Source organism: Robertmurraya sp. FSL R5-0851, assembly GCF_038002965.1.
GTDB lineage: Bacteria > Bacillota > Bacilli > Bacillales > Cytobacillaceae > Robertmurraya_A > Robertmurraya_A beringensis.
The window spans coordinates 4,103,738-4,129,363 of the sequence record NZ_JBBOOE010000001.1; the positions used below are offsets into that span (position 1 = coordinate 4,103,738).

Below are 25,626 nucleotides of genomic sequence, written 5' to 3' on the forward strand. Positions count from 1 at the left end.
CCAGAGTTATTCGGGGAAAAATCCGGCTTTTGGGATTTTTCCAAAACAACAAACTTTACGAAAATAGCCAATATAAAAAACCTCTCCAGAAAAGAGAGGTTTCATCACAAAATAAGGACTACTCCTCTCTTATCTCTCAAAACAAAATCTTGTTTTGCAGGATTTAGCACCAATTCCATTCGGAACGGTTGCTGGGCGTCACAGGGCCAGTCCCTCTGCCACTCTTGATAAGAGAACGTATTTTATTCATTTACTTTAATAAAGTATAAAACTTAATTTAATATTCTATTAACAAATTGTCAATAGTATTTTCTAAATATTTTTAATAGAAATATTATTCCCACGTAATTTCTAGATCAGCATCCCGATACAAAACTATTTTTTAACATCGTACATATTTACGTTTGAAACCAAGCTTCCCTCTATCCATTTCTTTTTGAATACTTTCGTAAGCGTTTAAGAAACTGCTTTTTTTATTGTCTCGTTTGACTTCTACGATTCCTATTTCCTTTGAGACCTCGACTGCCTTTTCATGTTGCGGCAAATAGGAAATCGCCACCGTGTATACGAAATTATTCATAGCAGATTTGGTTCGTTCCGGCGAATCATGAATCGAATTTTTCACCATATCCAGCATATTGGAAATCTTGCTTTCGGAAAATTCTTTATCTTTTCGATTCCCTAAAAGCCAGCAATAGCAACTCCATCCAGCCGACATTTTCAATTCGTCACCACTTGCAATCCATTTATCTGCAACGTCTTGTGCAATATCGGACTCTGATAAAGTGACTGCCACCACATAATCGGACAGCATATAAAAATACGCTCCATCAATCCAACGATCATAATCTGCTTCAGTCATAGCTTTTGGGTCAGCAATAATGCCTGCAAAATACATGGCATCGTAATTACCTGTGGCATAAAGCTCGTCAGCTAAATCTTGGTTGATTTTTATTTTCTTTGCGATTGGTTTCATAGCACCTGTAGCCACGCCAAAAAGTGGCTCGTGCGCACCATTGGATATGTACATTTTTTTCATTCGTTCCTTGCCTAGGGCTTCAAGCTCTTGCATCACTGTTTCAATATCCATAGCTTTGAACTTCCTTCCTTACTTTTATCATATTTTTCTATCGAATGTTCTTGTGCGAGCCATCACAGGAAGGCATTTTTTTAGAAAGTCCACAAGTGCAATCCTTTAATCCCTTTCCGCTTAGAATTCTCTCCATACAATTTTCAACCCTTGACACTCGAGTTTTGGATTGTTTGGGTTGAGAAAAATAAAGAATATATGCTCTTTGCCGTCCCGGCGTCAATGCTTCAAAAGCAGCTTTTAAGTCTGGTGACTCATCGAATTTTTCTTGAAGTTCTTCTGGAATAATGAATTCTGTATCCTTTTTTAAAGTTACTTCTAAACCGGCTTTTTCCACTTCAATGGCTTCAAGAATGTATTCTTTCAAAATAGGTTCTAGTTCAATTATTTCTTGAAGATGAGTGAATCGAATCTGGCGTGCCGCCTGTACATTCTCGGTTTGTTGGACAAGAATTCCATGGGGATCCTTTAATAAGGCACCTTTGTGAAACAGAAGTGCACAATATTCTTTAAATCCATGGATTAATACGACATTTTTCTTCTCAAACGTGTAACAAGGATGCATCCATTTATATTCTTCGGTCAGATCACAGTCAAGAACAATATGTCTTAACCTCTCAGATTCTTCCCTCCATTTTTTAGCTTGACTTAAATAATCATCAACCTTAGGATTCAGTTTACCAATTGCCATGTTGTTTCCTCCCTATAAAAGTTACTTCACAAAGGAAGATTTAGTTGCCATGACACACCAAATCGATCATTTAGCCACCCAAACCTTTGACTAAAACCATAGTCACCAATTGGCATAAGTGCTTGTCCGCCCTCGATCAGTTTCTGATAAACGTTGTTAATTTCTTCTTCAGTATCACATGTAACAAAAATTGAGAAGGATGGAGTAAATGTAAACTGATGCTTTAAATTACTATCTATACACATAAATTCTTGCCCTTTTAAAGAAAAAGTGGCCTGCATTACCGTTCCTTCATCTCCAGATTCATTAGCTCCATAGCGAACCATACTTGTAATTTCTGAATCCTCAATAATAGATATGTAATAATTCATTGCTTCTTCTGCTTTGCCATCTTGAAACATTAAGAATGGTGTAACTTTTCCCACTACGATCAGCTCCTTAAGTTAGTAGGGCTACCTTATCTATTTATTACATTCCTATAATTACAATATAAAAAAAGAGAGGAAATTTCACTAGTGTGAGTGATTTATTTTTCTATCCCTTCCAAATCAGTATGAACGGCAAAAAAGGATGATACCCGAAAGATATCATCACATGGTGTTCACTACAATATTATTCTTGAAAGGTTTGAGTGACCTTCACTTGGGTCCCAGGATAATAGTGTCCAATAATTTCTTTGTAGGTTTTCCCCTCTTCAGCCATTTCGTTTGCCCCCCATTGACTCATACCAACTCCATGCCCATGGCCTTTGCCACTTACTTTATAAGAAGTTGGATTGATTTCAAATGAACTTATTAAATAACTTCTAAAATGACCTCCACCTATCATTGGACGTATTTTTTTTAATTCAACATGATCCAACGAAACTCTTTCGAATAAAATGGTTCCATCAATCAACCTTCTCATAAATTCAATTTGGATCGAGCCAATCATCGACCTTTGTGATTCATTTTTAACTTTATCGATTGCAAAAAAAGGAATACTTAAAATTTTTATGTCACCTTCATAACCATTTCGATTAAGCCATTTTTTAATAGAGTCGCTGATTTTACCATCTTTCTCCTTTAGCTCGTTCCAGTCCTTCGATTGAATTTCATCCAGATCTATTTGTGTTTTTTGTAATGTAAAATCCCAGGGTTGAATGGGATCAAAAGGATCTGGTTTAATTGGAAAATAGGGGCTTGGATTGCCGCCCCATACATTTTTATTACTCTCTGTGATTCCACCATTACTTGCAGAATAAAAAGCGCTTATGGGCTTATTTTGAAATGTAATAATTTCTCCTTTTGTATCAATTACAGCCCTCTTTGTATTACTAAATTCATTGTATCCTCCGTAAACTTGATATTGGATGGTGTCGTCGAGTTGGGGATTCTTATGGGTGATTGTATACGTGCGAGCAGCTAACGTTTGTGCCTTTAAAGCCTCGATATTCCAATCAGGAAACACTTCGAATGGAACAACACCCTTTAAGTAATCCTCTAATAGGATTTGATTAACGGGTCTAATATTATTTTCTTCCATACCAAACGCTACCGCTCCCATATAAGGTCTTCCATCAATGTATATTAGGTGCTCTTCATCATAAGTATCAGGATATAAAATGAGCGGGCTATCTATTTCCGTTTTTGACTTACCGCATGTAAGAAACATTTTGCCACCTTTAAACGAAAGTGTATATTCATCCCCTTCATTTAACATCAATGCTGGATCTAACGTTGAATAAGCACCTTTTATGTAAAATGCTAATTTAGAGGTATCTCCAATATAATTTCGTAATCTCACAGAGATCATCTCTTCCGCTTGCACTTCAGTTGTGAAAGCGAGTAAAACGAATATGAAAATCGATAGGATGAAAGTTTTCATAACCATATTATTTATTATGTTTTTACTGATTATTCCTGAAGCTTTATTCCAACTCTTATAATTCTGTTTGATTAACGTTAAGTTCAATCAAATTACCATCTGGGTCAGCACAGAAAATTTGTGCAAATCCACTTTTTCCGTAGGGTTTTTCAAGAATTTCCACTTCATTTTGTTTTAACCATGTAAGCGCATCATAATAGTTCTCTACTCTCAGAGCAAAGTGACCTTCTCTGCTGGATAAGCTTTTATCCTGACGAATCGTCTGTGAAGAAGGATCAACGATCAAGTGGAGTTGCTGTCCCTCTATTTCATACCAGGCACCTGAAAAATCAAAATCTGGACGTGGTATTTCATTTAAACATAATACATTCCCATAGAAATCTTTTGCTCTTTCCAAATCTGTAACTGTAAGACTTACGTGATGGAGACTTTTGTATTTAATCAAAATGTACACTCCTTTTATTCTTCTCTTATTTGTATCTTACTCAAAAAACCTCCTATGTGGAAGTGGCCTCCCACCCTCTACTCTTCAAGTTTATATCTGAAAAGCCCAAGGGTTAACATTTTCTTAAAAGATAAAAAAACACAACAAAAAAACGCTTGATAGCGTTTTTGTTGTGTTTTTATTTTTTACGCGCCTTAGAGGATTCGAACCTCTGACCGTACGCTTAGAAGGCGTATGCTCTATCCAGCTGAGCTAAAGGCGCATCTATATAGTGGCGGAGAAGGAGGGATTTGAACCCTCGCGCCGGTTACCCGACCTACACCCTTAGCAGGGGCGCCTCTTCAGCCTCTTGAGTACTTCCCCATAGACATAAAAATGGCTCCGCAGGTAGGACTCGAACCTACGACCGATCGGTTAACAGCCGATTGCTCTACCACTGAGCTACTGCGGAACATTGAAGAATTATTTTAATAGGGTAAAAAATCTGGTGGGCCTAAATGGACTCGAACCATCGACCTCACGCTTATCAGGCGTGCGCTCTAACCAGCTGAGCTATAGGCCCCTATTTGGAGCGGGTGATGAGAATCGAACTCACGACATCAGCTTGGAAGGCTGAGGTTTTACCATTAAACTACACCCGCAAATATAAAATTGGAGGCAACACCCGGATTTGAACCGGGGATAAAGGTTTTGCAGACCTCTGCCTTACCACTTGGCTATGCTGCCATAACTGGGCTAGCTGGATTCGAACCAACGCATGACGGAGTCAAAGTCCGTTGCCTTACCGCTTGGCTATAGCCCAATGAAAAAATTTATAAATAATGGGGCGACTGATGGGAATCGAACCCACGAATGTCGGAACCACAATCCGATGCGTTAACCACTTCGCCACAACCGCCATAATGGTGGAGGGGGACGGATTCGAACCGCCGAACCCAAGGGAGCGGATTTACAGTCCGCCGCGTTTAGCCACTTCGCTACCCCTCCATATAAAAATGATAAGAACATTAATAAGAATGGTGGCTCAGGACGGAATCGAACCGCCGACACAAGGATTTTCAGTCCTTTGCTCTACCGACTGAGCTACTGAGCCACATTTATTATAGTACCCTAGATAATGAGGCACTTAAAATGGCGGTCCCGACCGGGATCGAACCGGCGATCTCCTGCGTGACAGGCAGGCATGTTAACCGCTACACCACGGGACCAGAAATTTTTCAAATTTATTTGAAAAATTTAGATTGCGGGGACAGGATTTGAACCTGCGACCTTCGGGTTATGAGCCCGACGAGCTACCAGACTGCTCCACCCCGCGATAATATTATAAGAAAAAGCTGTATTGCATTTAAAAAATGGAGGAGGTAGAGGGATTCGAACCCCCGCGCGGTTTGACCCGCCTGTCGGTTTTCAAGACCGATCCCTTCAGCCGGACTTGGGTATACCTCCGTATCTTTGGTAGCGGCGGAGGGGATCGAACCCCCGACCTCACGGGTATGAACCGTACGCTCTAGCCAGCTGAGCTACACCGCCAAAGTAATTCATTGAATTTTTAAAACACATGTTCTGGAATTAATGAAGATTATTTTCACTACACTACGTTCCGTGAAAAAATCTAAGTGGAGCCTAGCGGGATCGAACCGCTGACCTCCTGCGTGCAAGGCAGGCGCTCTCCCAGCTGAGCTAAGGCCCCATAATAAAGTTAGATGGTCGGGAAGACAGGATTCGAACCTGCGACCCCTTGGTCCCAAACCAAGTGCTCTACCAAGCTGAGCTACTCCCCGATTAAAACTAATATGGCGCGCCCGAAAGGAGTCGAACCCATAACCTTCTGATCCGTAGTCAGACGCTCTATCCAATTGAGCTACGGGCGCATTATTTTTCACTTTGATATCAAAGTGATAAGGATAACTATTTTGCTTTGCAAAAAGCTTTGGTGCCGAGGACCGGAATCGAACCGGTACGGTAGTCACCTACCGCAGGATTTTAAGTCCTGTGCGTCTGCCAGTTCCGCCACCCCGGCAAAAGAAATTCTTGGAGCGGAAGACGGGATTCGAACCCGCGACCCCAACCTTGGCAAGGTTGTATTCTACCACTGAACTACTTCCGCAATGCGAAAATTGTATAAAACATTGGTGCGGGTGAAGGGAGTCGAACCCCCACGCCTTGCGGCGCTAGATCCTAAGTCTAGTGCGTCTGCCAATTCCGCCACACCCGCGTAATGATAATTAATGAAAAGTTATTTTGCTGAAGCAAAAAAATTTGGTGAGCCATGAAGGACTCGAACCTTCGACCCTCTGATTAAAAGTCAGATGCTCTACCGACTGAGCTAATGGCTCGGTATAAAGTGGTGCCGGTGAGAGGACTTGAACCCCCAACCTACTGATTACAAGTCAGTTGCTCTACCAATTGAGCTACGCCGGCTTATTAAGAAGACTATATTTCACTTTCGTGACTTTGGGATGAATATTTTTCACTTCGTGACTTAAGGATGAATATTTTTCACTTCGTGAAAAAATTCTTAATGGAGGATGACGGGATCGAACCGCCGACCCCCTGCTTGTAAGGCAGGTGCTCTCCCAGCTGAGCTAATCCTCCGAAATAGAAAGTTATTTTCACTTCATGAAAAAACTTGGTTATTTTTACTTCGTAAAAAAACTTGGTGACCCCTACGGGATTCGAACCCGTGTTACCGCCGTGAAAGGGCGGTGTCTTAACCGCTTGACCAAGGGGCCTAAATTATATATTTTAGACAAAAATAATAGTCCCAATAGGGACAAGCCTGGCGACGTCCTACTCTCACAGACGGAAACCCTCAACTACCATTGGCGCTGAAAAGCTTAACTTCCGTGTTCGGTATGGGAACGGGTGTGACCTTTTCGCTATCGCCACCAGACTATAAAGTTTGAAGGTTGTTCCTTCAAAACTAGATAAAGAGTCAAAGTCAAAAGAATGAGTATCATCTAAATTTGGTTAAGTCCTCGATCGATTAGTATCAGTCAGCTCCACACGTCGCCGCGCTTCCACCTCTGACCTATCAACCTGATCATCTTTCAGGGATCTTACTAGCTTGCGCTATGGGAAATCTCATCTTGAGGGGGGCTTCATGCTTAGATGCTTTCAGCACTTATCCCTTCCGCACATAGCTACCCAGCGATGCCTTTGGCAAGACAACTGGTACACCAGCGGTGCGTCCATCCCGGTCCTCTCGTACTAAGGACAGCTCCTCTCAAATTTCCTACGCCCACGACGGATAGGGACCGAACTGTCTCACGACGTTCTGAACCCAGCTCGCGTACCGCTTTAATGGGCGAACAGCCCAACCCTTGGGACCGACTACAGCCCCAGGATGCGATGAGCCGACATCGAGGTGCCAAACCTCCCCGTCGATGTGGACTCTTGGGGGAGATAAGCCTGTTATCCCCGGGGTAGCTTTTATCCGTTGAGCGATGGCCCTTCCATGCGGAACCACCGGATCACTAAGCCCGACTTTCGTCCCTGCTCGACTTGTAGGTCTCGCAGTCAAGCTCCCTTGTGCCTTTACACTCTACGAATGATTTCCAACCATTCTGAGGGAACCTTTGGGCGCCTCCGTTACTTTTTAGGAGGCGACCGCCCCAGTCAAACTGCCCACCTGACACTGTCTCCCACCCCGATTTAGGGGTGAGGGTTAGAATTTCAATACAGCCAGAGTAGTATCCCACCGACGCCTCCACCGAAGCTAGCGCTCCGGCTTCTCAGGCTCCTACCTATCCTGTACAAGCTGTACCAAAATTCAATATCAGGCTACAGTAAAGCTCCACGGGGTCTTTCCGTCCTGTCGCGGGTAACCTGCATCTTCACAGGTACTATAATTTCACCGAGTCTCTCGTTGAGACAGTGCCCAGATCGTTACGCCTTTCGTGCGGGTCGGAACTTACCCGACAAGGAATTTCGCTACCTTAGGACCGTTATAGTTACGGCCGCCGTTTACTGGGGCTTCGATTCAGAGCTTCGCTTTTAAGGCTAACCCCTCCTCTTAACCTTCCAGCACCGGGCAGGCGTCAGCCCCTATACTTCGCCTTGCGGCTTCGCAGAGACCTGTGTTTTTGCTAAACAGTCGCCTGGGCCTATTCACTGCGGCTCTTCTGGGCTATTCACCCTGAAGAGCACCCCTTCTCCCGAAGTTACGGGGTCATTTTGCCGAGTTCCTTAACGAGAGTTCTCTCGCTCACCTTAGGATTCTCTCCTCGCCTACCTGTGTCGGTTTGCGGTACGGGCACCTGTTACCTCGCTAGAGGCTTTTCTTGGCAGTGTGGAATCAGGAACTTCGGTACTATATTTCCCTCGCCATCACAGCTCAGCCTATTGCAAGTGGGATTTGCCTCACTTGCAGCCTAACTGCTTGGACGCGCATATCCAACAGCGCGCTTACCCTATCCTCCTGCGTCCCCCCATCACTCAAACGGTAATTTGGTGGTACAGGAATATCAACCTGTTGTCCATCGCCTACGCCTTTCGGCCTCGGCTTAGGTCCCGACTAACCCTGAGCGGACGAGCCTTCCTCAGGAAACCTTAGGCATTCGGTGGATGGGATTCTCACCCATCTTTCGCTACTCATACCGGCATTCTCACTTCTAAGCGCTCCACCAGTCCTTACGGTCTAGCTTCAACGCCCTTAGAACGCTCTCCTACCACTGACATCTAAGATGTCAATCCACAGCTTCGGTGATACGTTTAGCCCCGTTACATTTTCGGCGCGGAGTCACTCGACCAGTGAGCTATTACGCACTCTTTAAATGGTGGCTGCTTCTAAGCCAACATCCTGGTTGTCTAAGCAACTCCACATCCTTTGCCACTTAACGTATACTTTGGGACCTTAGCTGGTGGTCTGGGCTGTTTCCCTTTCGACTACGGATCTTATCACTCGCAGTCTGACTCCCATGGATAAGTCTTTGGCATTCGGAGTTTGTCTGAATTCGGTAACCCGATGAGGGCCCCTAGTCCAAACAGTGCTCTACCTCCAAGACTCTTACTACATGAGGCTAGCCCTAAAGCTATTTCGGAGAGAACCAGCTATCTCCAAGTTCGATTGGAATTTCTCCGCTACCCACACCTCATCCCCGCACTTTTCAACGTGCGTGGGTTCGGGCCTCCATCCAGTGTTACCTGGACTTCACCCTGGACATGGGTAGATCACCTGGTTTCGGGTCTACGACCACATACTAAAGCGCCCTATTCAGACTCGCTTTCGCTACGGCTCCGTCTTATCAACTTAACCTCGCATGTAATCGTAACTCGCCGGTTCATTCTACAAAAGGCACGCTATCACCCGGTATTTATCCAAAGGAAAAATACACAGGGCTCTAACTACTTGTAGGCACACGGTTTCAGGATCTCTTTCACTCCCCTTCCGGGGTGCTTTTCACCTTTCCCTCACGGTACTGGTTCACTATCGGTCACTAGGTAGTATTTAGCCTTGGGAGATGGTCCTCCCTGCTTCCGACGGAATTTCACGTGTTCCGCCGTACTCAGGATCCACTCAAGAGGGAACGAAGTTTCAACTACAGGGTTGTTACCTTCTATGACTGACCTTTCCAGATCGATTCGTCTACTTCATTCCTTTGTAACTCCGTATAGAGTGTCCTACAACCCCAAGAGGCAAGCCTCTTGGTTTGGGCTAATCCCGTTTCGCTCGCCGCTACTCAGGGAATCGCGTTTGCTTTCTCTTCCTCCGGGTACTTAGATGTTTCAGTTCCCCGGGTCTGCCTTCAATACCCTATGTATTCAGGTAAAGATTCTATCCCATTACGGATAGAGGGTTTCCCCATTCGGAAATCTCCGGATCAAAGCTTACTTACAGCTCCCCGAAGCATATCGGTGTTAGTACCGTCCTTCATCGGCTCCTAGTGCCAAGGCATCCACCGTGCGCCCTTTCTAACTTAACCTATGGTTAATTTGTTTCTACTCATTTAAGAGAGAAAACCTAAAATGGCGATACTCGATTTCTTTCTTGACTTTTTTACTTTATCTAGTTTTCAAAGAACAACGTTTGATGGATGGTTATTTTTGCTTTCGCAAAAAAACCTTATTAAACCATCAAAACTGAACAAGAACAAATCGTCACGTCTGTATTATGTCTTGCTTACGCAAGCATTTTCCTTAGAAAGGAGGTGATCCAGCCGCACCTTCCGATACGGCTACCTTGTTACGACTTCACCCCAATCATCTGTCCCACCTTAGGCGGCTGGCTCTCTTGCGAGTTACCCCACCGACTTCGGGTGTTACAAACTCTCGTGGTGTGACGGGCGGTGTGTACAAGGCCCGGGAACGTATTCACCGCGGCATGCTGATCCGCGATTACTAGCGATTCCAGCTTCATGTAGGCGAGTTGCAGCCTACAATCCGAACTGAGAGTGGTTTTATGGGATTGGCTCGACCTCGCGGTTTTGCTGCCCTTTGTACCACCCATTGTAGCACGTGTGTAGCCCAGGTCATAAGGGGCATGATGATTTGACGTCATCCCCACCTTCCTCCGGTTTGTCACCGGCAGTCACCTTAGAGTGCCCAACTGAATGCTGGCAACTAAGATCAAGGGTTGCGCTCGTTGCGGGACTTAACCCAACATCTCACGACACGAGCTGACGACAACCATGCACCACCTGTCACTCTGTCCCCCGAAGGGGAACGCCCTATCTCTAGGGAAGGCAAAAGGATGTCAAGACCTGGTAAGGTTCTTCGCGTTGCTTCGAATTAAACCACATGCTCCACCGCTTGTGCGGGCCCCCGTCAATTCCTTTGAGTTTCAGCCTTGCGGCCGTACTCCCCAGGCGGAGTGCTTAATGCGTTTGCTGCAGCACTAAAGGGCGGAAACCCTCTAACACTTAGCACTCATCGTTTACGGCGTGGACTACCAGGGTATCTAATCCTGTTTGCTCCCCACGCTTTCGCGCCTCAGTGTCAGTTACAGGCCAAAGAGTCGCCTTCGCCACTGGTGTTCCTCCACATCTCTACGCATTTCACCGCTACACGTGGAATTCCACTCTTCTCTCCTGCACTCAAGTCTCCCAGTTTCCAATGACCCTCCCCGGTTGAGCCGGGGGCTTTCACATCAGACTTAAGAGACCACCTGCGCGCGCTTTACGCCCAATAATTCCGGACAACGCTTGCCACCTACGTATTACCGCGGCTGCTGGCACGTAGTTAGCCGTGGCTTTCTGGTTAGGTACCGTCAAGGTACCGGCAGTTACTCCGGTACTTGTTCTTCCCTAACAACAGAGTTTTACGATCCGAAAACCTTCATCACTCACGCGGCGTTGCTCCGTCAGACTTTCGTCCATTGCGGAAGATTCCCTACTGCTGCCTCCCGTAGGAGTCTGGGCCGTGTCTCAGTCCCAGTGTGGCCGATCACCCTCTCAGGTCGGCTACGCATCGTCGCCTTGGTGAGCCGTTACCTCACCAACTAGCTAATGCGCCGCGGGCCCATCTATGAGTGATAGCCGAAACCATCTTTCAGCTTTTCTACATGTGTAGAAAAGAATTATCCGGTATTAGCCCCGGTTTCCCGGAGTTATCCCAGTCTCATAGGCAGGTTGCCCACGTGTTACTCACCCGTCCGCCGCTAATCTTTGGGAGCAAGCTCCCAAAGATCCGCTCGACTTGCATGTATTAGGCACGCCGCCAGCGTTCGTCCTGAGCCAGGATCAAACTCTCCAATAAAGAGTAAGATTAGCTCTTAAAAAGTTAAAACTTAGAATTAACGTTGACGTTTGTTGTTGTCTTGTTCAGTTTTCAAGGTTCAATTAAGCACTTGATCATCTTACTACATCTCTTCACCGTTGTCAACTTCTACGAAAAAATTATTTTAAAAGATATTTTTTTCAAGTCGTTGTCGGCTACATGTATTACTATATCATTTTGATTCGCAGAAGTCAACTTCTGTTTTAAAATTATTTTTTCTTTAGGCTTCATTATTTGAAGCCAAGGATTATATATTACATAATTCTTTTATAAAACACAAGAGGTTAATAACAAAATATTTAACATCGACAATTATCAAATATAAAAGCAAGGCACGAATGGCCCTGCTTATTATTTGACAACTACTTTTCCAACCATACCTTCCTTGACATGGTACCTACATATTAGTTCATATGTACCGGAATCTTTCGGATTTATAGTAATTGTATTTTCTTTTCCCGGCTGGACTTCAACGTCAACTCCGAGTTTTTCTACTGTAAAGGTATGCTCTTTCTTACCCTTGTTTTTCAATATCAAAGTTGTTGTCTTTCCAGTGGGAATTGTAATAACTTCTGGATTAAAGTAATCATCGTTCAACTCGACTTCAATGGTTTTCTCCATTTCCGACGGTTGTGTTACAGTACCGACTTCAGCAAACACACCGAATGACGTTGTCATAAGCAATATCATCGAAAACAAAACGATTAATCCTTTTAACCGCATTTTCACAGACAATCCCTCCTTTCCTAAGAACTATTTTCTTCTAATTTATAAAATATTATCATTTTAAATTTTTTTCCAACTCCCTTCAAATAGATCATTTACACTAACTATGTCTAAGATTATAAATCAACTTCACACAGCACTAGTTTCTTTTAATTATGTAATAAATTGTCCATATTTAATTAGTCCAAACATCTCTATAATCTTATATAATTACAAGGAACAAACGTTCTGTAAGGAGGGAGTTAATTGAAGGAATGGGAAGCTTCATATATAGCTGGAATTATTGATGGTGAGGGTTCAATAAGCCTTACCAGAATGCATAAAGGGGAATTCAGGAGACCATGTATTTCAATTTCCTCTACTGATAAAGAATTATTAATTTACATAAAAAGCTTAACAGATGGAGTAATAAACAATAAAAAAAATTATAATCCTAAAAGACATAAAGACTCCTACACATTAACTATTAAGAAAAAAGAAAAGGTGTTTGAAGTATTGGAAAAAACACACCCCTATTTAAGGGTTAACAAAAAACGTGCACGCGCCATTTGGATTCTAAAATTTTATGATAAAGTTAGTCGAAGAAACGGGAAATATTCACCTACATTATTAAAACAAAAACTACAATTCGAAGAGGAATTTTTTCTGTTGTAGCTTTTAAGACAAAATAAAAACCACCAAATATGTATTTGGTGGAGACGGTGGGACGTGCTATTCCATTCTTTCGAGATGGCACTGACTATATCTTGAACCTGTTAGTTACAGGTTCTTCGGCGTATTATGCAGATCGTAGTTTTGCTCGCTTCACAAGCAGGATGCTGCATCCTAGTACTACCATATTGGCAGCCTATAAGTCGATACACGGCTGTTGAATTACTTCACATACCGCTCGGCATTGCCTTATCGCCACGAGTGCAACTTAGGTTTCACCGATAAAGCCGAATTTTCACTTGCATGTTACCACACAAGGCGACTATGAACTAATCGAACCCACGTCCAAAGATATCGCCACTTAAGCGTCTACGAGTGTAGTCGACATATTCGTATTTCGCTGAGCCATCTGCCTATCGACAGGCGCCCGGTCAGCTAGTCTGGTTGTTCTCTTCCTTCACCCTCAGACGGTGGGATCCGGCGTAGTCCACTTAGAGTGAGTCCCTTACCCTACCACATGGACGATGGAGGGAGGAACAGCTACGCGCTATTAAGCAGCGAAAGCTAAGTTGTTGTTTGTTTTGCCAGTTATAGGCTTTGACGTTTTAACGAGGCCGATCCCCTCGACTCGCAACCTAAGCTCGAACTACCCCTGTCGAATCCGTAACGTCCCCTCAAATAAAAGGTGCGCTATTGGTATTTCACGCTAGCGTACGTTAGGAAAGTCTGAAGGTAAGCTTCAGAGCTAAGATTATGTTTGTCAGTTACCCGACATAAGTTATTATAGCATACTTCTTTATGATTTCAATTGTAAGTTTTTGTAAGAAACTTATTTCTGTCTTTCTCGGAAAGCTCGTTCGATATCACGCTTTGCTTCCTTCTTCTTCAAATCTTCACGCTTATCGTAGTTCTTCTTCCCTTTTCCAAGGCCTATTAAAATCTTTGCATAGCCATTTTTCAAATAAACTTTCAGAGGAACTAGCGCATAGCCCGCTTCCTTCGTTTCGCCTAATAGTTTATCAATTTCTCTCTTATGAAGCAATAACTTACGTTGGCGAAGAGGGTCGTGGTTGTAGCGATTTCCTTGCTCGTACGGGCTTATATGCGCATTTAATAGATAGATTTCTCCATTTTGAATTCTGGCATACGAATCTTTTAAGTTAATACGTCCATTACGAATCGACTTAATTTCCGTTCCTTGGAGAACCATTCCTGCCTCATAAGTTTCTTCTATACAGTAGTCGTGGTTTGCCTTTTTGTTTTGGGCAACGACCTTCCCCATTCCTTTTGGCACGATATTCTCCTCCTTTGGTGCTCGTCTGTTTCTCTATTGTAGCAAAATTCCCCAATAGAGGGAAGAAGAGAGCCATGCTGAATGGCTCTCTCTGTATGTTTATCGCTTTTTCTTTCGCTTCGCTTTAGGAGCATTTTCAAAATGCTTCTTTTTCTTACGGGCAGAGCCAGGGCCAGAACCTGATCCACCACGCGGCTTAGAGCCACCAGATCCGCCTTTTGCGTCCCCAGCACCTGCTTTTCTGCGAGGCTTTTTCTCGGTACTTCCTGTTTTAAATACCCTTGGTGTACGATCGCGATCGACTGGTCGAGCACCCTTCATACCAACAACTTCAAAGTCGATGGAACGCTCGTCTTTATCAACCTTTACGACACGTACGGTAATTTCGTCTCCAATTCGGTAGACCTTCCCGGTACGTTCACCAATCATTGCATAGTGACGCTCATCGAAGCGATAATAATCATCCGTCATATAGCTAACGTGAACTAAACCTTCAATGGTATTCGGCAACTCAACAAACATTCCAAAGTTTGTCACCGAACTAATCATTCCATCGTATTCCTCGCCGATTTTATCCATCATATATTCCGCTTTTTTCAACTCATCTGTTTCACGCTCGGCATCAACCGCACGACGCTCCATCTTGGATGTATGCTCCGCAATGTCTGGTAAGCGAGCATCCCATTTCTCACGCGTTGCTTGATCCAGCTTGCCCTCAATTAGGTACGTTCGAATCAGACGGTGAACAATTAAGTCTGGATAACGACGGATTGGTGACGTAAAGTGCGTATAGAACTCCGTTGATAGTCCAAAGTGACCAAGACTTTCTGGATCGTACTTCGCCTGCTGCATCGAGCGTAGCATGACGGTTGATACAACCATCTCTTCCGGCTTCCCTTGTACTTCTTCAATGATCTCCTGAAGGGCACGCGGGTGAACATCATTGGCTGTTCCTTTCACGATATAGCCAAAGTTTGTGATAAACTCGAAAAACTTACGTAGCTTATCTTCCTTTGGATCCTCGTGGATACGATAAATAAACGGTACATCCAACCAATGGAAATGCTCTGCTACTGTTTCGTTGGCTGCAAGCATGAACTCTTCAATAAGTCGTTCTGCTACCGAACGCTCACGGAGAACCACATCCGTTGGCTTTCCATCTTCTTCGACGAGTACCTTAGCTTCTTTAAAATCAAAATCGATTGCTCCACGCTTCATCCGTTTATTACGAAGGATAGCCGCTAGCTCTTCCATTAACTCGAACATTGGAATTAGTGGCTCGTAGCGCTTCAGGAGCTCTTCGTCTTTATCAGTTAAGATCTTATTCACGTCACTATAGGTCATACGTTCTTTTGTTTTGATTACACTTTGGAAAATCTCGTGATTCACGACTTCTCCCGTCGATGTAATCTCCATTTCACAAGAAAGTGTCAGACGGTTAACTTGCGGATTCAAAGAGCATATTCCGTTTGAGAGGCGGTGCGGAATCATCGGTATTACTCGGTCCACAAGATACACACTCGTCCCTCTATCCGCTGCTTCACGGTCAATCGGAGACTCCTCTGTTACATAATATGTTACATCAGCGATATGTACGCCTAGCTTGTAATTTCCATTAGGAAGCTTTGTAACCGTTACAGCATCGTCCAGGTCTTTTGCATCTGCACCGTCAATAGTAACAATATCTTGGTCTCGAAGATCTCGGCGACCTACAAGATCCTCTTCATCAATTTCATCTGGGGTCTCATTTGCTTGCTTGATCGCTTCTTCCGGAAATGGTCCTGGAAGCCCATGCTTATGAATGACAGAAAGTATATCAACCCCTGGGTCATTTTTATGACCAAGAATTTCAATAACTTCACCTTCTGCACTCTTTCTTCCTTCTGGATACATTGTGAGAAGCACGACAACCTTATGCCCTTCCACTGCCCCTTTTGCAGCAGCTTTAGGAATAAAAATATCACTCGTAAACTTTTTATCATCTGGAATCACAAAGCCAAAATGTTTGCTTTCTGTATAGGTTCCAACCACTTGCTGAATCCCACGCTCGAGAATTCTTACGATCGTTCCTTCTCGTCTCTGACCAGAGGTTTCTGAGTTTACACGTGCTAAGACAGTATCACCGTGCATGGCGTTATTCGTTTCATTTGGAGGGATAAAAATATCATCCATTCCAGGTTCTTCAGGAATAACGAATGCAAATCCCTTCGAATGACCTGTTAATTTTCCTCTTATCAGATTCATTTTGTCTGGTAAGCCGTAACGATTGCTTCTTGTTCGGACAACAAGTCCCTTTTCTTCCATATGTACAAGTGCTTTAACGAAATCTTTAAAATCACCAGAGTCCTGGATCCCAAATGCTTCTTCCAGCTCCTGCACAGTTAGAGGCTTGTAGGCTTCATCCTTCATATAATGAAGAAGTTTATCGACGTGTTGTTTAATACTTTCGTCCATAGTAAACCCTCCTTTTCATTTATTCTTCCCAATTTAAACTTTCTAAAAACTGAAAAACGTCCTCGTGAAGCTGTTCCTTTTCTTTATCCAGTGTGATGACGTGTCCAGATTCTTCATACCATTTAATAGATTTTTCATCAGATTCAATACCATTGTAAATAATATTCGCACTGTCTGTATTAATCATATGATCATGTCGAGCTTGAACCACAAAGGTTGGAGCGTAAATATGGTCTACATGATCACGAACATCAGCTATTAAGTTTTGCAGTGCCTTTAACGTATTCATAGGTGTCTTTTTAAAATCATCCATCTCTGCTTCGACTTGCTCGGCTGATTTTCCTTCTCGTTTTTTGAATTCACGAGCGTAATCAAGAATTCCCTCATACATGATTTCTTCACTTTTTATGTACATTGGTGCACACATTGGAACAATTCCCTTAATAGGTACAGTGTAACCCAATTTCAGCGAAAATACGCCACCTAGAGAAAGTCCAGCCACTGCAATTTCCTTATGTCCCTTATTTTTAAGATATTCATACGCCTCGGTCACATCTTGCCACCAGTCTTCTGGTCCTGTATGGACAAGCTCTTCCGGTGGAACACCATGTCCTTTATAGTGCGGGGCATGACAGGTGTAGCCTCTTTTTTCTAAAAAACGACCTAGCATTCGAACGTCAGCACTGTTACCCGTAAAACCGTGTAGAAGAAGTACCGCTCGTGGTCCCCCCTCAAAAGTAAATGGCTTTGGCATAGCAATTTTCATATGTAAAACTCCTTTAAACTGTTCGTATCTATTTAGTTATTGTAATCATAGTTTGCAACGACAATCCAATGATATGTTTGAACTTTTCACAACACCACAAAAAAAAACCTGACCCCGAAAGTGGCCAGGTTTGTAGACTCTTATAAAACGTACGCTAGTAAGATCGTTAAGATAAAGAAAAATACCGACAGAACGATCGTCGCACGGTGGAGGTAAAGGTCAAGTCCACGTGCCTTTTGCTTCCCGAATAACTGTTCCGCTCCACCCGAGATAGCACCAGAAAGACCTGTACTTTTTCCAGACTGAAGAAGCACAACCACAATCAAAGCGATCGAAACGACCACAAGTAATACAGTAACTAATGTTTCCATAAAAAGTCCACCTCCTAAAACGCACATTGCAGTACTTTAAATGTACCATAACCAGCTTTGATAAACAATAGTTTTCCTTTTGGGAGGAAGTGACGGGGGGTGAGGAGAAAAGATAGAGTAGATTATTTTGATTGGAGTGATTAGTTTTGATTGTTAAAAAGTTTGAAATGTCATTGGAAATTCTTAAGTTGAAATCCTTAGGAAAAAGGATAGGTTCTAGTCATGCAGTAAACTCAGAGGTAAAAAGCGAATTATCCAAAAGACTTGCCGGACATAAGGGCGAACAATCCCTCTTGTATTACCTACGTCAACTCCCCGAAAAAGAGCACTTTATTTTCCACAACCTTCGACTTCAAGAAAGAGATTATTACTTTCAGATTGATTTCCTTATTCTAACTACTAGATTTGCATTGATACTTGAAACAAAAAATATTATGGGTACGTTATTTTTCGATTCTGGCTTTGGGCAGTTAATCCGGATGAAAGATGGTGAAGAGGATGGGTTTCAAGATCCTTTAACACAAGCAAGGAGACAGCAAGGCATGTTGGGTAAATGGCTGTTGAAGTATGGAGGTGTACGTGTACCTATTGAGTATTTTGTAGTTGTGAGCAATCCTTCATCCATTATACGTACCGATCCAGGGAAGGCACATTTGTTTAAGCGTGTGATTCATGGGGATAAATTGCCTGAAAGGATTAATGGCTTGGGTAGCAAATTTAAATTGGATGTTTTGGATCAGCGTGGAGTTAAAAGAGTCTGTAAACTACTTTTGAAGAGTCATCGTCCCGCTGAATATGATGCACTTGGTCGATTTGGGTTATCTCCTTCTGATATTTCTATTGGGGTGCAATGCGGTGCTTGTGGGAAATTGCGGATGGAGCGTGTGTATGGGAAGTGGTATTGTGCAGATTGCGGCAATAATGACGCGAATGCACATATGTCTGCACTGAAGGACTACTTTTATTTAATAAAACTGACGATAACGAACCAGGAATTTCGGGATTTTATGTTGTTGGAGTCACCGGATGTGGCTAAGCGTCTATTAAACGAGTTAAATCTAGGCTATTCCGGATCAAATAAGGGAAGAATCTATTATCCAAAAGCCAGCGTAGAGGATATATCAGCGAGTTTATAAATATATCGGCGACTTCTTCAACTATATCAGCGAGTTTTTGAATATATCGGCGTCTTTCACCAATATATCAGCGACCTCCACGCTTAATTGCCCACCAGCCACCCACAAAAACCCAAAAACCCGCCCTCCCAAAGGGAGAGACGGGTCCCACAATACAAAAAGCGGGCCCAATAAAAAGGCCCGCCCTCTCCAACTTGAATTACTTCTTCAAGTTATAAAGTGATTTCATTCCATCGTATACAGCTAGTTCGCCAAGCTCGTCTTCGATGCGAAGAAGTTGGTTGTACTTAGCAATACGGTCTGTACGGCTCATAGAACCAGTTTTGATTTGGCCAGCGTTTGTTGCAACTGCGATGTCAGCAATTGTAGCATCTTCAGTTTCACCAGAACGGTGAGAAACAACAGCTGTGTAACCAGCGCGCTTCGCCATTTCGATTGCTTCAAATGTTTCAGTAAGTGTACCGATTTGGTTAACCTTGATAAGAATTGAGTTAGCAATTCCTTTTTCAATACCTTCAGCAAGCTTCTTTGTGTTTGTAACGAATAGGTCGTCACCAACTAATTGAACGCGGTCACCGATGCGCTCAGTTAATAGCTTGTGGCCTTCCCAGTCGTTTTCGTCTAAACCATCTTCGATTGAGATGATTGGGAATTCGTTAACTAATTCTTCGTAGAAGTTAACCATCGCTTCAGAAGATAAACCAGTGCGGCCTTCTCCAGCTAGGTCATATTGCTTTGTTTCTTTGTTGAAGAACTCAGAAGATGCAACGTCCATACCTAAGAAAATGTCTTTTCCAGGCTCATAACCAGCGTTCTTGATTGCTTCCATGATAACTTGTAGAGCTTCACGGTTAGAACCAAGGTTTGGAGCGAATCCACCTTCGTCACCTACAGCTGTGTTAAGACCTTTGTCAGAAAGAACTTTCTTTAATGAATGGAAAATTTCAGCACCCATACGGATTGCTTCTTTGAAAGTAGGAGCTCCTACTGGTAAAATCATGAACTCTTGGAAGTCAACGTTGTTGTCAGCATGTGATCCACCGTTGATGATGTTCATCATTGGAGTTGGAAGTTGCTTCGCGTTGAATCCGCCAAGGTAACGGTATAATGGAAGACCTACAAATTCAGCAGCAGCGTGAGCAACAGCCATAGAAACACCTAGGATTGCGTTAGCTCCTAACTTACCTTTGTTTTCAGTTCCGTCTAATTGGATCATTGTGCGGTCGATTCCAACTTGGTCAGTTACGTCCATACCAATGATTTCTTCAGCGATGATGTTGTTTACATTATCTACCGCTTTTTGAACACCTTTTCCAAGGTAACGTGACTTGTCGCCGTCACGTAGTTCTACTGCTTCGTGCTCACCAGTTGATGCACCAGATGGAACGATTGCGCGTCCAAATGAACCAGACTCAGTGATTACTTCTACTTCTACAGTTGGGTTTCCGCGAGAATCTAATACTTCACGAGCGTATACATGTTGAATATATGGCATAATAAAATCTCTCCTTATAATAGAAAATTTTAATATTGTATCACGAACAGGTCAATTTCACCTTCCGCAAGCTGTTGTTGCTTTGCAACAAAGGCTTACTTCAGGTGGAAACTGCCCTTATTCCTAATTTGAGATGGTCAGTTTCGTCAAAGACGTAAACTGCCTTTTTATTTTTACAAAATGGTCAGTAACGCTTGCTTCCGCCATGTGCTAGCAGGTCCGGCTTTCACAATCGAAACTAACTTACTTCTTAAATAATGTCTTCCCAGTCATTTCAGCTGGTTGTGCTACGTTTAATAGTTCAAGCATCGTTGGGGCAAGGTCGCCAAGGATTCCGTCTTCACGAAGCTCCACGCCTTCCTTTGTTACGATCACTGGAACGGGGTTAGTGGTGTGAGCAGTCATTGGGTTGCCTTCTAAAGTGACTACTTCATCAGCATTCCCATGATCCGCCGTGATTATCGCTGTTCCTCCTTTTTTAATGATCAGATCAACGACACGACCTAGGCACTCATCCACTGTTTCAATCGCTTTGATTGTCGGTTCTAACATTCCAGAGTGTCCAACCATATCAGGGTTCGCATAGTTCAAGATAATCGCATCGAAGTTGTCTTCCTCGATTTCTTTTACTAATGCGTCTGTTACTTCATACGCACTCATTTCTGGTTGCAAATCGTATGTTGCCACCTTTGGTGAGTTGATCAAGATACGCTTTTCACCAGGGAATTCCGCCTCACGTCCACCGCTCATGAAGAACGTTACGTGTGGGTATTTTTCTGTTTCAGCGATACGAAGCTGTGACAGATTGTTTTGAGATAACACTTCACCGAGTGTGTTATCAAGGTTTGTAGGTTCGAAGGCAACATATCCATCAACCGTTTCACTAAAGTGTGTTAAGCACACGAAGTTTAAGTGTTGTGGATGCTTATCGCCACGGTCGAACGAACGGAAATCTTTATTTGTGAACGTGTTAGAGATTTGGATCGCACGGTCTGGACGGAAGTTATAGAAAATAACTGCGTCGTTATCAGAAATCGTTGCAACCGGCTCTCCATTTTCCTTTTTCAAAACAGATGGAAGAACGAATTCGTCGAAGATTCCGTTGTTGTAAGAGTCTTCTACGACATCCATAGCGTTTGAGTAGGCAGGCCCTTCTCCGTACACCATTGCACGGTAAGATTTTTCTACACGTTCCCAACGCTTGTCACGGTCCATCGAGTAGTAACGACCAGAGATCGTTGCAAACTGACCAACACCGTATTCTTTCATCTTTTCTTCTGCTTGCTTAATAAAGTCAGCAGCAGATTGTGGTGCTACGTCGCGGCCATCTAAGAATGCGTGAACGTATACGTTGTTCACACCTTCCTGAGCAGCTAACTTTAGTAGCGCAAATAAATGCTGAATATGACTGTGAACACCACCATCAGATAATAATCCAAATAGGTGAAGGTTTGTTCCCTTTTCTTTCACGTGATTAATGGCATTTAAAAACGTTTCATTACGTTCAAATTCGCCTTCACGAATGGATACGTTCACACGTGTTAAGCTTTGGTACACAATACGTCCTGCACCGATGTTCAAGTGGCCCACTTCGGAATTACCCATTTGACCTTCAGGTAATCCTACCGCTTCCCCAGAAGCAGTAAGCTGTGCGTGTGGGTAGCTGTTCCAAAAACGATCAAAATTTGGTTTTTTCGATTGTGCAACTGCATTTCCCATACGCTCGCCACGAAGAGCGAAGCCGTCAAGGATGATTAATGCAACAGGAGACTTACTCATTCTTACCTGCCTCCAGTAATTGTACAAACGAATCAGCTTCTAAGCTTGCTCCACCAACTAAAGCGCCGTCGATATCTGGCTGTGCCATGTACTCAGCGATGTTACCTGGTTTTACACTTCCACCGTATTGAATGCGAACCGCAGCTGCTACTTCGTTAGAGTAGTTGTCTGCAACTACTTGGCGAATATGTGCACATACCTCGTTTGCATCTTCAGCAGTAGAAGATTTACCTGTTCCAATTGCCCAGATTGGCTCATAAGCGATAACTGTTTGCTTAACTTGCTCATCTGTTAAGCCAACAAGTGCTTTTTTCACTTGATCGCCCACAAGCGCATTTGTTTCACCAGCTTCACGTTGCTCTAAAGTTTCCCCACAGCAAACGATTGGTGTAATACCATGCTTGAATGCAGCAAGAGTTTTCTTATTCACAGACTCGTCTGTTTCATTGAACATTTCACGACGCTCAGAGTGACCGATGATCACATATTGAACACCAAGATCAGCTAGAGCTGGTGCAGAAACTTCACCTGTGAATGCTCCGCTTTCTTCAAAGTGCATGTTTTGAGCACCAATTTTTACTTCTGTTCCTTTTGCTCCGTCAACTAAACGCTCTAAAAATAAAGCTGGTGCACAAATCACAGAATCTACTTTTTCAGAAGAAGGAACGATTGACTTTACTTCATTCAAAAAGCTCGTTGCTTCTGAAAGAGTTTTATGCATTTTCCAGTTACCGGCAATAATAGGTTTACGCATGGTTTTCATCCTCTCTAAAATTATTACTTATCGTTTAACGCAACGACTCCAGGAAGAACTTTTCCTTCCATGAACTCAAGAGAAGCTCCGCCACCTGTAGAAATATGGCTCATTTTATCAGCAAGGTTGAATTTTTCAACGGCTGCAGCTGAATCTCCACCGCCGATAACAGAATATGTACCTTCAGATGCTGCTAATGCTTCTGCTACTGCCTTTGTTCCGTTTGCAAACGAATCTAATTCGAATACACCCATTGGTCCGTTCCAAATAACAAGCTTAGACTCTTTAATTACATTGCTGTAAAGCTCAGCTGTTTTTGGTCCGATATCTAGCGCTTCCCAATCAGCAGGGATTTCATTGATTGCTACTGCTTTTTTGTTTGCACTATCAGAGAAATCGTCAGCAACGATCACATCAACTGGCATATAAAACTTAACGCCTTTTTCTTCTGCTTTCTTAATGAAAGAAAGAGCTAAGTCAATCTTATCAGCTTCTAATAGTGACTTACCTACTTCATGGCCCTGAGATTTAACAAATGTATAAGCTAAGCCACCGCCGATGATTAGGTTGTCTACTTTATCTAAAAGATTGTCGATTACACCAATCTTGTCTTTTACTTTTGCTCCACCGATGATTGCAGTAAATGGTCTTTCCGGATTAGAAAGAGCTTTTCCAAGAACATCAAGTTCTTTTTCCATTAATAGACCAGATACAGCTGGTAGGTGGTGAGCGATTCCTTCTGTTGAAGCATGTGCACGGTGTGCAGCTCCAAATGCATCATTCACGTATACGTCAGCTAGCTCAGCGAATGCTTTTGCTAATTCTGGATCATTCTTTTCTTCACCAGCATAGAAACGAACGTTTTCTAATAAAAGAACATCGCCTTCAGCCATTTCAGAAACTAAAGCTTTTACGCTATCTCCGTAAGCTTCGTCCGCCTTCTTCACGTCTTTATTAAGAAGCTCTGATAAACGACCTGCCACTGGAGTTAAACGCATTTCCTCTACTACAGCACCCTTTGGACGACCAAGATGGCTAGCTAAAATAACTTTTGCACCTTGCTCTGTTAGGTATTGAATAGTTGGAAGTGCTGCACGAATACGAGTTTCGTCCGTAATTTGTCCATCCTTCATAGGTACGTTGAAATCTACGCGGCAAAATACTCTTTTACCTTTTAAATCAATGTCTTTTACGCTTTTCTTGTTCATCGGAAAATCCTCCTATTTAGCATAAGCTTTGAACATTAGAAAAGGAGGGGGATTTGATCCCTCTCCCCTTTTTAAACCTATTTTGCTACAAAATGGAAAGGGTTAAACCCATAATCCATTTATTAGCGCAATTGAAGTTTTTTTCCCTTAAGATTAAAGGCCTTTAGAAGCGATGTATTCAGCAAGGTCAACTACGCGGTTAGAGTAACCAGACTCGTTGTCATACCAAGAAATAACTTTCGCCATGTTGCCTTCCATAACCATAGTAGAAAGAGCATCGATTGTAGAAGAAGCTGGGCTACCGTTGTAGTCAGTAGAAACTAGTGGCTCTTCAGAGTAATCAAGGATTCCTTTTAAGTCACCTTCAGATGCTGCTTTAAGTGCTGCATTGATTTCGTCAACAGTTACATCTTTATCAAGTTCTACAACTAAGTCAACTAAAGAAACGTTTGGAGTTGGAACACGCATAGCTCCACCGTTTAACTTACCTTTAAGTTCAGGAAGAACTAAAGATACAGCTTTAGCAGCACCAGTTGATGTAGGGATGATGTTTTCAGCAGCTGCACGAGCACGACGTAAATCTTTGTGTGGTAAGTCTAAGATTTGTTGGTCGTTCGTGTAAGAGTGAACAGTTGTCATCATACCACGGCGAACACCGAAGTTGTCGTTAAGAACTTTAGCAAATGGAGCTAAACAGTTTGTCGTACAAGATGCGTTAGAGATAACGTGGTGGTTAGCTGCATCGTACTTGTCGTCGTTAACACCCATTACGATTGTGATATCTTCATCAGTTGCAGGAGCAGAGATGATTACTTTTTTAGCGCCAGCTTCTAAGTGCTTAGCAGCGTCAGAACGCTTAGTGAAACGACCAGTAGATTCAACTACTACTTCAACTCCAAGGTCTCCCCATCCAAGTTGAGCTGGGTCGCGCTCAGCGATAACTTTTACTTTTGTTCCGCCAACTACTAGGTAGTCGCCGTCAACAGTTACGTCTTCTTTAAGCTTGCCGTGAACTGTGTCATATTTTAAAAGGTGAGCAAGTGTGTTTGCATCAGTTAAGTCGTTTACTGCTACAACCTCTACGTTAGGGTTTGTTAATGCTGCGCGGAAAACGTTACGTCCAATTCTACCAAAACCGTTAATACCTAATTTTACTGCCATGATTTGTTTCCTCCTTTAATTCA

18 protein-coding genes, 24 tRNA genes, 3 rRNA genes, 1 other RNA gene and 1 riboswitch are annotated in these 25,626 nt (G+C 43.1%); of the genes, 3 read left to right on the top strand and 43 right to left on the bottom strand.

From position 1 onward, the window contains the following. Window positions 1-126: 126 nt before the first annotated feature. Window positions 127-234: riboswitch (SAM riboswitch) on the bottom strand. 148 nt (window positions 235-382) lie between these two features. From MKX65_RS20980 to MKX65_RS21140, 33 genes are all read right to left on the bottom strand, one after another. Then, entirely contained in the window at window positions 383-1,090 is a 708-nt protein-coding gene (locus MKX65_RS20980; protein WP_340905436.1) for a DNA alkylation repair protein, read from the bottom strand. A 37-nt stretch (window positions 1,091-1,127) separates the two neighbouring features. Next, window positions 1,128-1,781, bottom strand: a complete 654-nt coding sequence (locus MKX65_RS20985; RefSeq protein ID WP_340905437.1) for a DUF1801 domain-containing protein — start codon at window positions 1,779-1,781, stop codon at window positions 1,128-1,130. A 26-nt stretch (window positions 1,782-1,807) separates the two neighbouring features. Continuing rightward, window positions 1,808-2,206, bottom strand: a complete 399-nt coding sequence (locus MKX65_RS20990) for a VOC family protein (RefSeq protein WP_340905439.1) — start codon at window positions 2,204-2,206, stop codon at window positions 1,808-1,810. 187 nt (window positions 2,207-2,393) lie between these two features. Next, a complete protein-coding gene (locus MKX65_RS20995) occupies window positions 2,394-3,575 on the bottom strand; it encodes a SpoIID/LytB domain-containing protein (RefSeq protein ID WP_340906355.1) in 1,182 nt (393 codons plus the stop codon). A 127-nt stretch (window positions 3,576-3,702) separates the two neighbouring features. Continuing rightward, entirely contained in the window at window positions 3,703-4,092 is a 390-nt protein-coding gene (locus MKX65_RS21000) for a VOC family protein (protein ID WP_160548215.1), read from the bottom strand. A gap of 188 nt (window positions 4,093-4,280) precedes the next feature. Next, window positions 4,281-4,354: transfer RNA gene (locus MKX65_RS21005), tRNA-Arg, on the bottom strand. Between the two features lie 10 nt (window positions 4,355-4,364). After that, window positions 4,365-4,455: transfer RNA gene (locus tag MKX65_RS21010), tRNA-Ser, on the bottom strand. A 13-nt stretch (window positions 4,456-4,468) separates the two neighbouring features. Then, window positions 4,469-4,543: transfer RNA gene (locus MKX65_RS21015), tRNA-Asn, on the bottom strand. 34 nt (window positions 4,544-4,577) lie between these two features. Then, window positions 4,578-4,654: transfer RNA gene (locus MKX65_RS21020), tRNA-Ile, on the bottom strand. A gap of 5 nt (window positions 4,655-4,659) precedes the next feature. Beyond that, a tRNA-Gly gene (locus tag MKX65_RS21025) sits at window positions 4,660-4,733 on the bottom strand. Between the two features lie 11 nt (window positions 4,734-4,744). After that, window positions 4,745-4,818 (bottom strand) — tRNA-Cys (locus tag MKX65_RS21030). 4 nt (window positions 4,819-4,822) lie between these two features. After that, window positions 4,823-4,894 (bottom strand) — tRNA-Gln (locus MKX65_RS21035). Between the two features lie 20 nt (window positions 4,895-4,914). After that, window positions 4,915-4,990, bottom strand: a tRNA-His gene (locus tag MKX65_RS21040). A 5-nt stretch (window positions 4,991-4,995) separates the two neighbouring features. Continuing rightward, window positions 4,996-5,079: transfer RNA gene (locus MKX65_RS21045), tRNA-Tyr, on the bottom strand. A 30-nt stretch (window positions 5,080-5,109) separates the two neighbouring features. Next, window positions 5,110-5,185 (bottom strand) — tRNA-Phe (locus MKX65_RS21050). A gap of 39 nt (window positions 5,186-5,224) precedes the next feature. Beyond that, window positions 5,225-5,300: transfer RNA gene (locus tag MKX65_RS21055), tRNA-Asp, on the bottom strand. A 33-nt stretch (window positions 5,301-5,333) separates the two neighbouring features. After that, window positions 5,334-5,407: transfer RNA gene (locus tag MKX65_RS21060), tRNA-Met, on the bottom strand. A gap of 38 nt (window positions 5,408-5,445) precedes the next feature. Then, window positions 5,446-5,538: transfer RNA gene (locus MKX65_RS21065), tRNA-Ser, on the bottom strand. A 7-nt stretch (window positions 5,539-5,545) separates the two neighbouring features. Further along, window positions 5,546-5,622: transfer RNA gene (locus MKX65_RS21070), tRNA-Met, on the bottom strand. A gap of 87 nt (window positions 5,623-5,709) precedes the next feature. Continuing rightward, window positions 5,710-5,782, bottom strand: a tRNA-Ala gene (locus tag MKX65_RS21075). 14 nt (window positions 5,783-5,796) lie between these two features. Then, window positions 5,797-5,873 (bottom strand) — tRNA-Pro (locus MKX65_RS21080). Between the two features lie 13 nt (window positions 5,874-5,886). Continuing rightward, window positions 5,887-5,963, bottom strand: a tRNA-Arg gene (locus tag MKX65_RS21085). 60 nt (window positions 5,964-6,023) lie between these two features. Then, window positions 6,024-6,112: transfer RNA gene (locus tag MKX65_RS21090), tRNA-Leu, on the bottom strand. Between the two features lie 12 nt (window positions 6,113-6,124). Next, window positions 6,125-6,199, bottom strand: a tRNA-Gly gene (locus MKX65_RS21095). A gap of 23 nt (window positions 6,200-6,222) precedes the next feature. Then, window positions 6,223-6,307 (bottom strand) — tRNA-Leu (locus MKX65_RS21100). 45 nt (window positions 6,308-6,352) lie between these two features. Beyond that, window positions 6,353-6,428, bottom strand: a tRNA-Lys gene (locus MKX65_RS21105). 9 nt (window positions 6,429-6,437) lie between these two features. Continuing rightward, window positions 6,438-6,513: transfer RNA gene (locus tag MKX65_RS21110), tRNA-Thr, on the bottom strand. Between the two features lie 101 nt (window positions 6,514-6,614). After that, window positions 6,615-6,687 (bottom strand) — tRNA-Val (locus MKX65_RS21115). A gap of 62 nt (window positions 6,688-6,749) precedes the next feature. Continuing rightward, window positions 6,750-6,824: transfer RNA gene (locus tag MKX65_RS21120), tRNA-Glu, on the bottom strand. 45 nt (window positions 6,825-6,869) lie between these two features. After that, window positions 6,870-6,985, bottom strand: a 5S ribosomal RNA gene (rrf, locus tag MKX65_RS21125). A 73-nt stretch (window positions 6,986-7,058) separates the two neighbouring features. Next, window positions 7,059-10,016 (bottom strand): 23S ribosomal RNA (locus MKX65_RS21130). Between the two features lie 218 nt (window positions 10,017-10,234). Beyond that, window positions 10,235-11,787 (bottom strand): 16S ribosomal RNA (locus MKX65_RS21135). The 16S, 23S and 5S rRNA genes sit together here with 24 tRNA genes alongside, the layout of an rRNA operon. Window positions 11,788-12,159: 372 nt before the next feature. Further along, entirely contained in the window at window positions 12,160-12,543 is a 384-nt protein-coding gene (locus MKX65_RS21140; protein ID WP_340905440.1) for a cupredoxin domain-containing protein, read from the bottom strand. A 237-nt stretch (window positions 12,544-12,780) separates the two neighbouring features. On the opposite strand from MKX65_RS21140, the gene MKX65_RS21145 reads away from it, so the two are divergent. Continuing rightward, entirely contained in the window at window positions 12,781-13,188 is a 408-nt protein-coding gene (locus tag MKX65_RS21145; RefSeq protein WP_340905441.1) for an LAGLIDADG family homing endonuclease, read from the top strand. Window positions 13,189-13,235: 47 nt separating this feature from the next. After that, window positions 13,236-13,406 (top strand): hypothetical protein, encoded by a 171-nt coding sequence (locus tag MKX65_RS21150; protein ID WP_340905442.1) that lies wholly within the window; start codon window positions 13,236-13,238, stop codon window positions 13,404-13,406. 109 nt (window positions 13,407-13,515) lie between these two features. Here MKX65_RS21150 and ssrA read toward each other — a convergent pair. From ssrA to secG, 5 genes are all read right to left on the bottom strand, one after another. Next, window positions 13,516-13,851: a transfer-messenger RNA gene (gene ssrA, locus MKX65_RS21155) on the bottom strand. Window positions 13,852-14,014: 163 nt separating this feature from the next. Then, complete coding sequence (gene smpB / locus MKX65_RS21160) at window positions 14,015-14,479, bottom strand: SsrA-binding protein SmpB (protein WP_340905444.1); 465 nt, start codon at window positions 14,477-14,479, stop codon at window positions 14,015-14,017. 99 nt (window positions 14,480-14,578) lie between these two features. Then, a complete protein-coding gene (gene rnr, locus MKX65_RS21165; RefSeq protein ID WP_340905445.1) occupies window positions 14,579-16,933 on the bottom strand; it encodes a ribonuclease R in 2,355 nt (784 codons plus the stop codon). Between the two features lie 19 nt (window positions 16,934-16,952). Then, complete coding sequence (locus MKX65_RS21170) at window positions 16,953-17,699, bottom strand: alpha/beta hydrolase (RefSeq protein WP_340905446.1); 747 nt, start codon at window positions 17,697-17,699, stop codon at window positions 16,953-16,955. A 140-nt stretch (window positions 17,700-17,839) separates the two neighbouring features. Continuing rightward, on the bottom strand, window positions 17,840-18,070 hold the full coding sequence (gene secG / locus MKX65_RS21175; RefSeq protein WP_160549798.1) for a preprotein translocase subunit SecG: 231 nt from the start codon (window positions 18,068-18,070) through the stop codon (window positions 17,840-17,842). A 146-nt stretch (window positions 18,071-18,216) separates the two neighbouring features. Between secG and MKX65_RS21180 the strand changes: the two genes are divergently transcribed. Continuing rightward, window positions 18,217-19,206, top strand: coding sequence for a nuclease-related domain-containing protein (locus MKX65_RS21180; RefSeq protein WP_340905447.1), 990 nt, complete (start codon window positions 18,217-18,219; stop codon window positions 19,204-19,206). Window positions 19,207-19,405: 199 nt separating this feature from the next. On the opposite strand, the gene eno is transcribed toward MKX65_RS21180, so the two are convergent. The 5 genes from eno to gap all read right to left on the bottom strand — a co-directional run bounded on the left by eno (window position 19,406) and on the right by gap (window position 25,603). Beyond that, the gene (gene eno, locus MKX65_RS21185) at window positions 19,406-20,701 is read right to left on the bottom strand and encodes a phosphopyruvate hydratase (RefSeq protein WP_066058826.1); all 1,296 of its coding nucleotides are present in this window, start codon (window positions 20,699-20,701) and stop codon (window positions 19,406-19,408) included. 243 nt (window positions 20,702-20,944) lie between these two features. Then, on the bottom strand, window positions 20,945-22,480 hold the full coding sequence (gpmI, locus tag MKX65_RS21190; RefSeq protein ID WP_340905450.1) for a 2,3-bisphosphoglycerate-independent phosphoglycerate mutase: 1,536 nt from the start codon (window positions 22,478-22,480) through the stop codon (window positions 20,945-20,947). Beyond that, a complete protein-coding gene (gene tpiA, locus MKX65_RS21195) occupies window positions 22,473-23,234 on the bottom strand; it encodes a triose-phosphate isomerase (protein ID WP_160549599.1) in 762 nt (253 codons plus the stop codon). The genes gpmI and tpiA overlap by 8 nt, the downstream gene beginning before the upstream one ends. Window positions 23,235-23,257: 23 nt before the next feature. After that, window positions 23,258-24,442, bottom strand: a complete 1,185-nt coding sequence (locus MKX65_RS21200) for a phosphoglycerate kinase (RefSeq protein ID WP_340905451.1) — start codon at window positions 24,440-24,442, stop codon at window positions 23,258-23,260. A 153-nt stretch (window positions 24,443-24,595) separates the two neighbouring features. Next, entirely contained in the window at window positions 24,596-25,603 is a 1,008-nt protein-coding gene (gene gap, locus MKX65_RS21205; RefSeq protein ID WP_160549601.1) for a type I glyceraldehyde-3-phosphate dehydrogenase, read from the bottom strand. Window positions 25,604-25,626 lie beyond the last annotated feature (23 nt).